16 protein-coding genes are annotated in these 13153 nt (G+C 72.4%); 13 read left to right on the forward strand and 3 right to left on the reverse strand.

Annotated features, from left to right (window positions below; genetic code table 11):
* Window positions 1-16: 16 nt before the first annotated feature.
* The gene (locus AB7U92_RS09500; RefSeq protein WP_428575945.1) at window positions 17-448 is read right to left on the reverse strand and encodes a host attachment protein; all 432 of its coding nucleotides are present in this window, start codon (window positions 446-448) and stop codon (window positions 17-19) included.
* Window positions 449-602: 154 nt separating this feature from the next.
* Here AB7U92_RS09500 and AB7U92_RS09505 point away from each other — a divergent pair, with 154 nt between their 5' ends.
* From AB7U92_RS09505 to AB7U92_RS09520, 4 genes are all read left to right on the forward strand, one after another.
* A complete protein-coding gene (locus AB7U92_RS09505) occupies window positions 603-2777 on the forward strand; it encodes a prolyl oligopeptidase family serine peptidase (protein ID WP_428575946.1) in 2175 nt (724 codons plus the stop codon).
* A 28-nt stretch (window positions 2778-2805) separates the two neighbouring features.
* Window positions 2806-3876, forward strand: a complete 1071-nt coding sequence (locus AB7U92_RS09510) for a helix-turn-helix domain-containing protein (protein WP_428575947.1) — start codon at window positions 2806-2808, stop codon at window positions 3874-3876.
* A gap of 96 nt (window positions 3877-3972) precedes the next feature.
* Complete coding sequence (locus tag AB7U92_RS09515) at window positions 3973-5025, forward strand: alpha/beta hydrolase family protein (RefSeq protein WP_428575948.1); 1053 nt, start codon at window positions 3973-3975, stop codon at window positions 5023-5025.
* Between the two features lie 44 nt (window positions 5026-5069).
* Window positions 5070-5423, forward strand: a complete 354-nt coding sequence (locus tag AB7U92_RS09520) for a heavy metal-binding domain-containing protein (protein WP_428575949.1) — start codon at window positions 5070-5072, stop codon at window positions 5421-5423.
* A 63-nt stretch (window positions 5424-5486) separates the two neighbouring features.
* On the opposite strand, the gene AB7U92_RS09525 is transcribed toward AB7U92_RS09520, so the two are convergent.
* On the reverse strand, window positions 5487-5957 hold the full coding sequence (locus AB7U92_RS09525) for an HAD domain-containing protein (protein WP_428575950.1): 471 nt from the start codon (window positions 5955-5957) through the stop codon (window positions 5487-5489).
* 63 nt (window positions 5958-6020) lie between these two features.
* Between AB7U92_RS09525 and AB7U92_RS09530 the strand changes: the two genes are divergently transcribed.
* Together AB7U92_RS09530 and AB7U92_RS09535 are read left to right on the forward strand one after the other, a co-directional pair.
* A complete protein-coding gene (locus tag AB7U92_RS09530) occupies window positions 6021-6341 on the forward strand; it encodes an ATPase with chaperone activity (protein WP_428575951.1) in 321 nt (106 codons plus the stop codon).
* A 72-nt stretch (window positions 6342-6413) separates the two neighbouring features.
* On the forward strand, window positions 6414-6872 hold the full coding sequence (locus AB7U92_RS09535; protein WP_428575952.1) for an H-NS family nucleoid-associated regulatory protein: 459 nt from the start codon (window positions 6414-6416) through the stop codon (window positions 6870-6872).
* Between the two features lie 21 nt (window positions 6873-6893).
* Here AB7U92_RS09535 and AB7U92_RS09540 read toward each other — a convergent pair whose 3' ends face one another.
* Window positions 6894-8933: an ATP-dependent helicase gene (locus tag AB7U92_RS09540; RefSeq protein ID WP_428575953.1), complete on the reverse strand. Its 2040-nt coding sequence runs from the start codon at window positions 8931-8933 to the stop codon at window positions 6894-6896.
* Window positions 8934-9007: 74 nt separating this feature from the next.
* Here AB7U92_RS09540 and AB7U92_RS09545 point away from each other — a divergent pair, with 74 nt between their 5' ends.
* The 7 genes from AB7U92_RS09545 to AB7U92_RS09575 form a co-directional block, all read left to right on the forward strand.
* Window positions 9008-9352 carry a translation initiation factor Sui1 gene (locus tag AB7U92_RS09545; RefSeq protein ID WP_428575954.1) on the forward strand — a complete coding sequence of 115 codons (345 nt, stop codon included), beginning with the start codon at window positions 9008-9010 and terminating at the stop codon, window positions 9350-9352.
* 16 nt (window positions 9353-9368) lie between these two features.
* Window positions 9369-10286 (forward strand): aldo/keto reductase, encoded by a 918-nt coding sequence (locus AB7U92_RS09550; RefSeq protein ID WP_428575955.1) that lies wholly within the window; start codon window positions 9369-9371, stop codon window positions 10284-10286.
* An 18-nt stretch (window positions 10287-10304) separates the two neighbouring features.
* Entirely contained in the window at window positions 10305-10973 is a 669-nt protein-coding gene (locus tag AB7U92_RS09555; protein WP_428575956.1) for a DUF6064 family protein, read from the forward strand.
* Between the two features lie 29 nt (window positions 10974-11002).
* Window positions 11003-11737: a hypothetical protein gene (locus tag AB7U92_RS09560; RefSeq protein ID WP_428575957.1), complete on the forward strand. Its 735-nt coding sequence runs from the start codon at window positions 11003-11005 to the stop codon at window positions 11735-11737.
* A 55-nt stretch (window positions 11738-11792) separates the two neighbouring features.
* On the forward strand, window positions 11793-12266 hold the full coding sequence (locus AB7U92_RS09565; RefSeq protein ID WP_428575958.1) for a cupin domain-containing protein: 474 nt from the start codon (window positions 11793-11795) through the stop codon (window positions 12264-12266).
* Entirely contained in the window at window positions 12239-12589 is a 351-nt protein-coding gene (locus AB7U92_RS09570) for a cytochrome C (protein WP_428575959.1), read from the forward strand. Before AB7U92_RS09565 ends, AB7U92_RS09570 begins: the two co-directional genes overlap by 28 nt.
* A 61-nt stretch (window positions 12590-12650) precedes the next feature.
* Window positions 12651-13153, forward strand: a 503-nt coding sequence (locus tag AB7U92_RS09575; RefSeq protein WP_428575960.1) for a GNAT family N-acetyltransferase, incomplete at its 3' end; no start/stop codon positions are given.

Here is a 13153-nt window from a genome sequence, read left to right on the forward strand (position 1 = left end):
GAGCCGGCCGCCGCGCTCAGCCGGCGGCCAGGCGTTGCGCCAGTTCGGCGTCGCCGAGCGCGGTGTAGTCGTGCGCCACGCTGCGCAGCACCCGCTCGCGCGCCTGGGTGCCCAGGCGCGCCTTGAGGTGGCCGAGGAAGGGGTTGGAGACCACCAGGATCAGCCCGGCGCAGCGCCCGTCGGCCACGCCGGCATCCAGCACCTTGGCGAGTTCCTCGGCGAAGTGCTGCAGTTCGCGGTCGTGAGGCTCCACCCGCGGCCGGTACTCGGCGCTGCCGGCGCCGTGCGCGCCGCTGGTCACGTGGCCGGGCCGATCGAACTCCAGCTGCGAGCCCTTGAGCCGGCTCTCCGGATGCACCACGTCGGCCACGTGCACGTAGCCGCCGCCTTCGGCCTCTTCGAGAACGCGCGCCCGCGCACCGTTGGCCACCACCAGCCAGTTCTTCATCGCTCGCTCCGCGCCACCCCATTGGCAACGCCCGAGCCGAATCTAGGCGCGGCCCGCGCCGGCGCATTGACTCCGCTCACCCGCGAGCCTTGCGCTCGGGCTGGATTAGCATGCGTCAAGTGGGAGGCCCGCAGAAGGCCCCAGGGAGTGCACGATGAAACCGTTCCTGCGCCTGCTCCGGGCGGCCGCGCCCGTGTTGGCCACGTCGCTGGCCCTGGCCTCGCCGCCGCCCGCGCCGAGCGATCCGGTGGTCGACACGCTGCACGGCGTGCGCGTGGAAGACCCGTTCCGCAACCTCGAGAACCTGCGCGATCCGCGCACCCGCGCCTGGCTGGAGGCGCAGGCCGCCTACGGCGAGGCGCTGCTCGCGCGCATCGAGGGCCGCGAGGCGCTGGCACAGCGCATCGCCGAGCTGTCACGGTCGTCCGGCGACGTGGTGCGCGACCTGCGCCGCTTTCCCGGCGGCCGCAGCTACTACCTCAAGCGCCGCGCCGGCGACAACCAGTTCAAGCTGATGCTGCGCAACGGCGCGGGCGCAGAACGCATGCTCGTCGACCCGCAGCAGCACGCCCGCGACGGCGTGCCACATGCGATCAACTGGTACGTGCCGTCGTGGGACGGCCGCACGCTGGCGTTCGGCCTGTCGGCCGCCGGGTCGGAAGACGCCTCGCTGCACCTGATCGACACCGCCAGCGGCAAGGCGCTGCGCGAGCCGGTGCCGCGCGTGCGACAGGAGTACGCCAGCTTCTCGCCCGACAGCCGCCGCCTCACCTTCAACCAGAACCGCGAGCTGCCGGCCGGCGCGCCGGACACCGAGACCTACCTCGACAGCACCGTCTACGTGATCGACATCGACCGGCCGCAGGCCGAGCCGAGGCCGATCTTCGGCCGCGCGCTGCAGCCGTCGCTGGGCCTCGAGCGGCTCGATGTCGGCGCGGTGTTCTTCGCGCCCGGCAGCCGCTGGATGGTGGCGCGCACCACCGACACCACGGTGCCCGAGGGCCGGCTGTTCGTCGCGCCGGTGGCGGCGCTGGCCTCGGCCAAGCCGATTCCGTGGCAGCCGATCAGCCGGGCCGAAGACCAGATCACCGATGCGCAGCTGCGCGGCGACACGCTATATCTGCGCACCCGCGCCGGGGCGCCGCGCGGCCGCGTCTTGGCGCTGCCGCTGGCGAAGGGCACGCCGTCGCTGCGGAAGGCTCGCGAGGTGGTGCCCGAGCCGGCGCAGGGCACGCTGCGCGAGTTCACCCTCGGCCGCGACGCGATCTATGTCGAGGTGCAGCAGGGCTTCAACACCCGGGTGATGCGCCATGGCCGCGGCACGCCGCGCGACGGGGCCGACGTGGCGCCGGGCGTGGCCGGCACCACCTTCGTGGTCGAGGACGCGGCTCGGGCCTACGCTTCGCCGTGGGTCGCCACCAGCCGCTGGACCGAACCGCCGCGCGTGCTTGCCATCGATGCGAAGGGCGGCGCCCGCGACACCGGCATCCGCGACAGCCGCCGCCCGGCCGGCACGCCGGAGCTCGAGGTGTCGGAGGTGATGGTCGAGAGCCACGACGGCGCGCGCGTGCCGCTGGCGGTGATCCATCGGCAGGGCCTGGTGCGCGACGGCCGCAACCCGACGCTGCTGATCGGCTACGGCGCCTACGGCTTCAGCTTCCAGGCCGGCTTCGATCCGCGCAGCCTGGCCTGGTTCGAGCGCGGCGGCGTGATCGCGCTGGCCAATGTGCGCGGCAGCGGCGCCTTCGGCGACACCTGGTACCGCGCCGGCTTCAAGGCCAGCAAACCCAACACCTGGAAGGACGGCATCGCGGCGGCGCGCTGGCTGATCGCGCAGGGCTACGCCTCGCCGCAGACGCTGGGCATCTGGGGAACGAGCGCCGGCGGCATCTTCGTCGGCCGCGCTGTCACCAGTGCGCCCGAGCTGTTCGCCGCGGCGGTGTTCGACGTCGGCGTGCTCGACACGGTGCGCTTCGAGGAATCGGCCAACGGCATCACCAACGTCTCCGAGTTCGGCACGGTGAAGGACCCGATGGAGTTCCGCGCGCTGCTGGAGATGAGCACCTACCAGCAGATCCGCGACGGCGTGGCCTACCCGGCGGTGATGCTGGTGCACGGCATGAACGACCCGCGCGTCGACGTGTGGCAGAGCGCCAAGACCGCGGCCCGGCTGCAGCAGGCCAGCGCCAGCGGCAACCCGGTGTTGATGCGCATCGACATGCAGGCCGGCCACGGCGTGGGCAGCACCGCGCAACAGGGCGCCAGCCAGCGCGGCGACATCTACGCCTTCCTGCTGTGGCGCTTCGGGCTGCTGCCGGCGCGGCCCTGACCCGCGCAGGCGTTCCGACGAGGCCGGCATGCCGCTGACGCTGCTCGACGCCGCGCTGCGCGGCATGTTGCTGGCGTTGCTGCTGACCGTGGCCGGGGTGCTGTGGCGCGAGCGGCGCGCTTCGGCGGCGGCGCGCGCCGGCGTGGCGCTGGCGCTCGGCCAGTGCGTGCAGGCGATCGGCGCAACGCCCTGGATCGAGGCCCACCTCGCGTTCGCCTGGCAGGCGCCGCTGATCAGCATCGCGGTGGCCAACGTGGTGCTGTTCTGGATCTTCGTGCGCGCGCTGTTCGATGACGGCTTCGTGCCGGGCCGCGTGCATGCACTGGCCTGGGCCGGCGTGGCCGTGCTGAGCCTGGCCAACTGCACGCTCAGTGTCGCGGCGGGCGCCTGGCCGCTGCGCGAGCTCACCGTCGGCGTGCAGCGCGCCGTGCCGCTGCTGTTCGCCGTGCTGGCCGCGCAGGCGGCGGCGACGCGCTGGCGCGACGACCTGGTCGAAGGCCGGCGCCGGCTGCGCGTGTTCATCCTCGTCACCGGCGTGGCCTACACGCTGGCCATGCTGGCCGCGAGGCTGCTGTCGCCGCAGGGCCGGCTGTCACCCGCGCTGGCCCTGCTCGACGTGATCGCGATGCTGCTGATCGTCGCGATCATCGCGGCCAGGCTGCTGCGGCTCGGGCCCAGCGAGCTGTTTCCCGTCGCGGCGCCGGCCCTTTCGGCCGCGCAGCCAGAGGCGCCCGTGCCCGATGCGGCCGAGGAACGGCTCGGGCAGGAACTCGAACGGCTGATGACGCAGGAGCGTGCCTACCGCGACGAGAACCTGAGCATCACCACGCTGGCGGCGCGCCTGGGCGTGCCCGAATACCGGCTGCGCCGGCTGATCAACCAGCGCCTGGGCCACCGCAACTTCAGCGCCTTCGTCAACGGCCACCGGCTGGCCGAGGCCCGTGCGGCGCTGGCCGATCCGCTGCGGCGCGAGCTGCCGGTGCTGAGCATCGCCCTGGAATCCGGCTTCCAGTCGATCGGGCCCTTCAACCGGGCCTTCAAGGCGGCCACCGGCCTCACGCCGACCGAGTTCCGGCGGGAAAAGCTGGCCGAAACCTGAAAACGGCCGGCGTTGGCGGGTTTCGGCGAGACGGATCGCCGCCGCACGCCGATCGTGCGCTCCACCGGAAGCCCTCGCTTCCGCGGGAGCCCCAAGATGAAACCTTCGATCCTGGACTTCGGGCGTGCCGCCGTGGCCGCGCTCGCGCTGCTGGCCTCGGTGGCCGCACACGCCGGCATGGGCTGGACGGAACTGCCGCCCACCGACGAACTCGGCCCGGTCACCGTCCACTACCCGACCGACGAGACCGAGCGGCCCACGCCGATCGGGCCGTTCGTGCTGGAGCTGGCGGCGGCTGCCGTGCCCGTGCGCGGCAACGGGCGGCTGGTGGTGATCTCGCACGGCACCGGTGGCTCCACCTGGGTGCACGCCGACCTGGCGCGCGCGCTGGTGCGCGCCGGCTTCGTGGTTGCACTGCCGCTGCACCACGCCGACAACTTCCGCGACCGCAGCGATGCGCCGGGCGCCCTGCTGCGCCGGCCGCTCGAGGTGTCGCGCACCATCGACGCGCTGGGCCGCGACCCGCGCTTCGCGCCGCTGCTGTCGCTGGACCGCGTGGGCGTGTTCGGCTACTCGGCCGGCGGACACACCGCGCTCACGCTGGCCGGGGCCCGCTGGTCGAGCGACCGCTTCCGCCGCCACTGCGACGAGCACCTGGCCGAGGACTTCGCGTTCTGCGTCGGCGTCATCACGCAGCTCGATGGCGGAGTGCTCGACGGGCTGAAGCAGGCGCTCGCCCGCTTCGTGATCGGACTGCGCTTTCGCGACGAGACATGGCACAGCCACCACGATCCGCGCGTGGCCGCGGTGGTGGCGGCGGCGCCCGCGGCCGCGATCTTCGAGCCGGCCAGCCTCGCCGCGCCGCGCGTGCCGCTGGCGCTGGCCACCGCCGGGCAGGACCGCTGGCTGCTGCCGCGCTTCCACGCCGAGCGGGTGCTGCAGGCCTGCGCGAGCTGCGAGCGGCTGGTCGACCTGCCGACCGCCGGGCACGGTGTCTACCTTTCGCCGATGCCGCCGGCCCTGGGCGGCCGGCTCGCCGAACTGCTCGGCGATCCGCCCGGCTTCGACCGCAGCGTGCTGCAGGCCGCGAATGCCACGATCGCCGGCTGGCTCGTGCGCAATCTCGGCATCGCCGAGGGGGTTCGCTGAGGGCGCTATCGTCGCCGCTCCATCTCAACCCCCGGGAGTGCAGCATGGGCTGGTTTTCCAAGGCCGACGACGGCTTCTTCCTCGCCACCGTCCAGCCGAACGGCGAGGCCGCGCGCGTCGAGAAATACCTCGGCGTGGTCAACGGCGAGGCGATCATCGGCGCCAACATCTTCCGCGACATGTTCTCGTCGATCCGCGACGTCGTCGGCGGGCGCGCCGGCGGCTACGAGCGGGCGCTGGCCGGTGCGCGCGACGCCGCGCTGGCCGACATGACGGCGGCGGCTAGGGAGATGGGCGCCGACGGCGTGGTCGGCATCGACTTCGACTACGAGGTGCTCGGCGAGACCAACGGGATGATGATGGTCTCGGTCAGCGGCACCGCGGTCAAGATGGCCTGACTGCGCCCCCCAGTCGCTTCGCTCCTGCCCCCGAGGGGCGGCCCAGCGCCGGGCACCGTGCGTTCAGCCGCCGGCCAGCCAGCGCTTGATCTGCTGCTGCACGCGCGGCTCCGACAGGCCGGTGCGCGGGTCGCACAGGATCAGCTCGGGCGGCGGCGGGTCGCCGAAGGCCAGCGGCGAATCGTCGAGGATGATGTAGCTGCTGACCGTCGGGTGGCGCGCCAGCCAGGCCTGGATGCAGGCGTAGCGGTCGCCCTTGGGCGTGGTGCCGAGGTAGCGGTTGCCCAGGTTGCCGAGCAGGTCGCCGATTTCCTCGGGCGAGTGGCTGAAGCGCCAGTTGGAGTGCACCACCACGAACACATCGTCGTGGCCGGCCAGCAGGCCCGGCAGGATGTCGAACCAGCAGAAGGCGTCGAGCCGCACCTGGCCCAGCGCCGCGCCGCGGTGCACGGCGCGCGCCTCGTCATCGGCCGCGTTGGGGTGCGTGACGCCGCCGAAATCGAGGAAGACGATGCGCATGTCGCGATGTTCCATTCAGGCGAGACTACGCAGCCGGGCGGCCGCCGTCCCTGCGCCAACACAAGACGAACTCACTCGATGGACGAGCATTCCCAGATCCTGGTGCCCGAGGCCTTCCTCGACCTCTACCGCAGCCCGGGCCGCCACCGCCTGCTGCTGCCGCGCGAGCAGGTCGCCGCGCGCCACGAGCTCTGCGAGGACCTCGCCCAGGCGATGACCGAGCACGCGCGGGCGATGCTGTTCGGCGCCGGGCTCGCGGAAGACGAGGTGCTGCAGCGCTGCCATGCCGGCCTGCGCTCCGGCGACGCCGGGCTCGCGCCCGGCGAAGCGGCGTGGGTGGTGCACCGCCTGGCCGAACTGCTCGAGTGGCCCCAGCCGGAGCTGCCCGAGAGCCCGTGACGGCCGATGAGCCAGAATGACGGCCGCCACGACGTTGGGTGGCGCCCGATCGACGACAACACAAGGAATGCCATGAAGACCTACCAGGCCGTGCGAGCGCAGATCGCCAAGCTGGAGCGGGAAGCCGAAGAACTGCGGCGCCAGGAGCTCAAGAACGTCATCGCGCAGGTGCGCCAGGCGATCGCCGACTACGGCCTGACCGCTGCCGACCTGGGGCTCGGCGGCCGCGCCGGCAGGGCCGCTGGCCGCAAGCCGGCACGGCGAAGCGCGGGCGAGGCCAAATACCGCGATCCGAAGACCGGCCAGACCTGGACCGGCCGCGGCCGCCCGCCGGCGTGGATCGCCAGCGCGAAGAACCGCGACGCCTTCCTGATCGATGCACCGGCTGCTGCGCCGGCGCCGAAGAAGCGTGCGGCAGCGAAGAAGCCCGTGGCGGCGAAGAAGGCCGCGCCGAAGCGGGGCAAGGGCCGCAAGGGTCGCGCCGTGCGCACGCCGGCGGTGGAGATCGAATCGGGCGTGGCGGCGCAGTAAGCGCATCTCCGCTGCCTTCGTTCAGAAGGCGCGCCGCACGCGCGCCTTCAGGTCGATGGCCGGCAGCGGCGGCGCGATGGTCTCGGCGGGCTGCATCGTCGTGGGCGCCTCGCGCTCGAAGCAGCGCTGCGCCAGCGCTTCGGGGATGAAGCGCGTGAGCGAGCCGTACAGGTGGCGATCGCCGTACTTCGCCTGCTGCGTGACGTGGAACTTCTGCGGCACCAGCAGCGCGAGGTGGTGCTTGGCGCGTGTCATCGCCACGTAGAGCAGCCGGCGCTCCTCCTCGATCTCGCTGGCGTGGCCGGTGGCCAGGTCGGCCGGCATGCAGCCGTCGACCGCGTTGAGGATCTGCACCGCGCCCCACTCCTGCCCCTTGGCCGAATGCATGGTCGAAAGGATCAGGTAGTCCTCGTCGCGGTGCGGCTCGTCGGCTTCGGCGCTGGTGGCCTCGGGCGGATCGAGCGTCAGCTCGGCGAGGAAGCGTTCGCGGCTCGGGAAGGTGGCCGCGATGCGCTCGAGCTGCGCCAGGTCGGCCGCGCGCACGGCGGCATCGTCGTGCAGGCGTTCGAGGTGCGGCTCGTACCAGCGCCGTGCGCGGCCGAGCGCCTCCGGCCAGCCGGTGGCGTGCAGTTGCTCTTCGGTGTGCAGCCACTCCCGCCAGCCCGCTGCGGCCGATGCGGGCGGCTTGAAGGCGCACAACGCGGCGCGCGGTTCGTCGGCCGCGCCCATCGCATCGAGCAGGCGGCGCGCCGAGGCCGGGCCCAGCCCCGGGATCAGCTGGGCGACGCGGAAGCCCGCCAGCCGGCCGCGCGGGTTTTGCACCCAGCGCAGCACGGAGAGCAGGTCCTTGACGTGCGCAGCCTCGAGAAACTTCAGCCCGCCGAACTTGACGAACGGAATGCCGCGGCGTGCCAGTTCCAGCTCCAGCGTGGCGCTGTGGTGACCGGTGCGGAACAGCACTGCCTGCTGCTTCAGCGGCAGGCCGCCTTCGCGCAGGCGCAGCACCTCGTCGGCCACCCAGCGGGCCTGCGCGAGTTCGTCGGCGACCGTCACGAGGCGCGGCTTCTCGCCGGTGCGATCGCTGTGCAGCTCCTTGGCGTGGCGTTCGGCAGCCAGCCCGATCACCGCATTGGAGGCGTCGAGCAGGGGCTGCGTCGAGCGGTAGTTGCGCGTCAGCGTGACCGTGCGTGCCGGCGGCTCGAACTGCGCCGCGAAGTCGAGGATGTTGCGCACCTCGGCGGCGCGGAACGAATAGATCGCCTGCGCGTCGTCGCCCACCACGGTGAGGCCGCGGCCGTCGGGGCGCAGTGCGCGCAGGATGGCGGCCTGCAGCCGGTTGGTGTCCTGGTACTCGTCGACCAGCACGTGGTCGAAGCGCGCGCCGATCGCCGCGGCCAGCGCCGGCTCGCTCATCATCTGCTGCCAGTACAGCAGCAGGTCGTCGTAGTCGAGCACCTGCTGCTGCTGCTTGGCATCCACATAGGCGCGGAACAGCCGCTTCAGCTCGTCCTCCCAGCCCAGCACCCAGGGGAAGGTGGTCTGCACCGCCTCGTCGACGCTGCAGCAGGCGTTGACCACGCGCGAGTAGATCGCCAGGCAGGTGCCCTTGAGCGGAAAGCGCTGGGCGCTGGCGGCCAGGCCGAGCTCCTGGCGCACCCAGCCCATCAGGTCTTCGGCATCGCCGCGATCGAGGATCGTGAACTGCGGTGCCAGGCCGATCGAGCCGGCGTATTCGCGCAGCAGCCGCGCGCCCACCGCGTGGAAGGTGCCCGACCAGGGCAGGGCGGGCGCGCCCTGGGTGGCGCGCAGGCCGAGTGCCCCGTGCAGCAGGCGGCCGGCGCGGCGCTCCATCTCCTGCGCCGCGCGGCGCGAGAAGGTCAGCAGCAGGATGCGGTTCGGGTCGGCGCCTTCGAGCACCAGTTTCGCCACGCGTGCCGCCAGCGTCATGGTCTTGCCGGTGCCGGCGCCGGCGATCACCAGCAGTGGTGCGCCGCGGTGCTCGACGGCGGCGCGCTGGGCGTCGTTCAACGTGGCGAAGGGGTCGGCGGCAAGCGTGGGCATGGGCTGGTGTGACTGTATACGTATCCAGTTCAGCCGGCACGGAACCGCCGCCCGCATGGAAGAATCTGCAGCCCATGGCCCTCGTGTATTCCACCGAAGGCGGGCGCATGTGCCCGCAGTGCCGCCAGCCCCAGTCCGCCTGCCTCTGCGCGCAACAGGCGAAGCAGGCGGTGCGCGGCGACGGCCAGGTGCGCGTGAGCCGCGAGCGCGCCGGGCGCGGCGGCAAGACGGTGACGCTGGTGCGCGGGCTGGCCCTGGACGCCGACGCCCTCACCGCGCTCGGCAAGCGGCTGCGCAGCGCCTGCGGCGCCGGCGGTGCGGCCAAGGACGGCGTGCTCGAGATCCAGGGCGACCATGTCGAGCGCGTGCTGGAGATGCTGGCGCGTGAAGGGCACGCCGCCCGGCGTTCCGGCGGCTGAGCGCGAGGGGCTGGCGATGCGAGCGCTGCCGCGACGTCGTCTGCTGCAGGGGCTGGCCGCGCTGCCGATGCTGAGCGCCTGGCCGGCCGGCGCGCAGCCGTCCGGCGGCCTGCTCACCAAGCCGATTCCCTCCAGCGGCGAGCGGCTGCCGGTCGTCGGCCTGGGCAGCTGGATCACCTTCAACGTCGGCAACGACCCGGCAGCGCGCGCGGCCTGTGCGGAGGTGATGCGCGCCTTCTTCGACGACGGCGGCCGGATGATCGATTCGTCTCCGATGTACGGCTCCTCGCAACCGGTGATCGGCGAAGGGCTGGCGAAGATCGGCCGCACTTCGCAGGTGTTTTCCGCCGAGAAGGTCTGGACCGGCTCGGGCGATCGCGGCTCGGCGCAGATCGAGGTCTCGCGGCGCTTCTGGGGCGTGGCGCGCTTCGACCTGCTGCAGGTGCACAACCTGCTCGCCTGGGAAGAACACCTGCCGGCGCTGCTGGCGATGAAGGCAGCCGGGCGGGTGCGCTACGTCGGCATCACCACCTCGGAGGGCCGCCGGCACGCCGAGATCGAGAGGCTGATGCGCAGCCAGCCGATCGACTTCGTGCAGCTCAGCTACAACCCGCTGGACCGCGAGGCCGAGCAGCGCCTGCTGCCGCTGGCCCAGGAGCGCGGCATCGCGGTGATCGCCAACCGGCCGTTCCGCGAGGGGGCGTTGCTGCGCGAGCTGCAGCGCCATCGCCTGCCGCCCTGGGCGGCCGAGCTCGGCGTCGACGGCTGGGCGCAGCTGGTGCTCAAGTTCATCGTCTCGCACCCGGCCGTGACCTGCGCGATTCCCGCCACCAGCCAGGTCGCCCACGTGCGGCAGAACCTGGGCGCGGCGCGCGGGCCGATGCCCGACGCCGGTTTGCGTGCGCGCATCGCCTCGCACCTCGCGGCGCTCTGAGCCCGCGGCCGCACCGCCATGAGCGAGTGGTGGACCTACCGGCTGTCGGACTTCCTGCTCTACGCGCCGCGCACCTACTTCCGGCTGTTCGAGCTCTACAACGAGAGCCTCTGGCCGGCCCAGCCGCTGGTGACGCTGCTCTGGCTGGCCTTGCTGGCGGCGCTGTGGCGCGGTGCACCGTGGGCGCCGCGGGTCATGCTGGGGGTGCTGGCAGTGGCCTGGGCGTGGATCGCCTGGGCCTTCCACCTGCAGCGCCATGCGGCCATCAACTGGGCCGCCACCGGTTTCGCCGCGGCGTTCGCGGTGCAGGCGCTGCTGCTGGCGTTGGCGGCCCTCGGCGCCCGCCGTGCGGAGCGCCTGTCGCCCGCGGGTTTCGGCACGGCGGTGGCCGTCCCCGTGCTGATGCCGCTGCTGCCGCTGGCCTTCGGGCGGCGCTGGATTGAAACCGAGAGTTTCGGGCTCACGCCTGACGCCACCGCGCTCGCCACCCTCGCTGTGTTACCGATGTTCGTGCCCGCTTACCGTTTTGTGTGCCGGACTTGGCAGTGGGTGCCGCTAAGCTGGTCGCTCGTCAGTGGCCTGACCTTGTGGGCCCTCGGCCAGCCGCTCTGGGGGCTGCTGTTACCGGTGGCATTCATTCTGGTGGTCTTCCCGCATTGGCATCGCACTCACAAATGTGCACACTGACCATATAGACAGCACAAGCGAGCAAAGGCATGTCCACCGACGAACACGCATCGACCCTCTGGCAGGTCAGCAGCTTCGACCGCCTGCACGAAGCCGCGATGCGTGGCCACGATCGCCCGACGGTGGTGTCGAGCACGCTGATGGCCGAGATCGACGCGCTCGAGAAGCGCCAGGAAGCCTCCGACGCCCTCGAAGTGCTGGCCGCCTGCATCCGCCTGCAGGAGCCTGCGCTGGTCTATCTGCGCTTCGCCGAACTGGTGTGGCCGATGACGGTGTTCCCTGCGCAGATGATCTACCACGCCCCGCGCCCGCTGACCGAGGCGCCGGAGCCGTCGCTCGCCCGCGTCACCTCGATGGCCATCGAGCCGCCGGTGGTGCGCCCGCCTGGCCACCCGATGAGCAACCGCGTGGCCGCCGACGACAGCTACTACTCGCTGGCGCCGGCGCTGTGGCGGCTGGCGCTGTTCGGCCCGCGCGGCCGCATCCTCAACGAGATCGGCGGCACGGCGGCCTATCGCGTGCTGCGCAACCCGAAGGTCGACGACCTGCCGCTGCCCGGCGCGCTCGGCCCGGCCGCGGAACGGCTGCGCCGCGAATCGGCCACGCTCAAGCAGATCGCCGGCTGGCCCGGCATGAGCATGGAGCGCGCCTCGCGACTGCTCAACGCGCTGTACCTCGGCGCCAACCTGATGGTCACGCGCAGCACGGCCAGTGCGCGGCCCGACGCGCGGCGCAGCCTGTTCGGCTGGCTGGGCGGTCGCTGAACGCGCCGCGGGCGGGCAGAATGGGGCGGTCGCAACGCCCCGGAGAGCGCCGCCCGTGAGCCACGCCCCTGAAGCTACTCCCGCCTGGAAGCACGACGGCGTGCGCGTCGTGCCGGGCGACCGACTCGACCCCAACACCGCCCAGACGCCGGGCATGGACCGCAAGGCGGCGATCAACTTCGCCCGCGTCGGCGCGCAGAAGCTGTGGGCCGGCACCGTGCACATCCACCCCAACGCCAAGACCGGCGCCCACCACCACGGGCCGCTGGAGAGCGTGATCTACATCGTCAAGGGCCGCGCGCGCATGCGCTGGGGTGAACGCCTCGAGTTCACTGCCGAGGCCGGGCCGGGCGACTTCATCTACGTGCCGCCCTTCGTGCCGCACCAGGAGATCAACGCCAGCCCGACCGAGGTGCTCGAGTGCGTGCTGGTGCGCAGCGACGGCGAGGCCGTCGCGATCAACCTCGACATCGAGCCCGCCGAACCGCCGGAGAACGTGCCATGGGTCGACCCGACGCATCCGGGATGAAGGCCGCGCTGCTGACCGTGCTGGCCTCGGCGGCGTTCGGCGCCCAGGCCGCGCCGCCGTCACCCACGCGCGGTGAACTGCTCTACACCACCCACTGCATCGCCTGCCACAACTCGCAGATGCACTGGCGCGATCAGCGCCTGGCCACCGACTGGGCCAGCCTGCGCGCGCAGGTGCGGCGCTGGCAGGGCGTGGCCAACCTCGGCTGGAGCGAGGACGACATCCTCGAGGTGGCGCGGCACCTGAACGAGCGCATCTACCGCTACCCGGTCAGCGGCGACAAGGTGGTGTCGCAACGCGCCGAGTCATCGATCGGTCACTGAGGGGTCACGACCGCGTCACTCCATCGGCCCAGCATGGCGGGCAACGATGGAGAACCGACCGATGCGGGACCTGCCCCTGCCCACGCTGCCCCTTTCCGACCTCATCGCGCCCGCAGCGGCGACGAGGAGGTCGCTTCATCCGGCACCTGCACACGAAGAGCCCGGCCGCTTCACGGTGGCTTGGGCGCGTGACGAGGCGGATGTTCGCGCCGCGCAGCGCCTGAGGTACGCGGTCTTCGCCGACGAGATGGGTGCGCGCCTGAGCGTGCCCCAGGGCGCGCCGGCCGGCCACGACATCGACGTCTTCGACGACTTCTGCGAGCACCTGCTGGTGCGCGCACCGGAGGGCGCCGACGGCGAGTCGGGCGCGGTGATCGGCACCTATCGCGTGCTCACGCCGGCGGCGGCGCGGCGCGTCGGCGGCCTGTACAGCGAGACCGAGTTCGACCTCACGCGGCTGCGTCCCTACCGCGCCCGGATGGTGGAGCTGGGCCGCTCCTGCGTGCATGCCGACTGGCGCTCGGGCGGGGTGATCCTGGCGCTGTGGGGCGCGCTGGCCGAGTT

Source organism: Piscinibacter sp. (genome assembly GCF_050175855.1).
In the GTDB taxonomy this organism is placed as follows: domain Bacteria; phylum Pseudomonadota; class Gammaproteobacteria; order Burkholderiales; family Burkholderiaceae_C; genus Piscinibacter.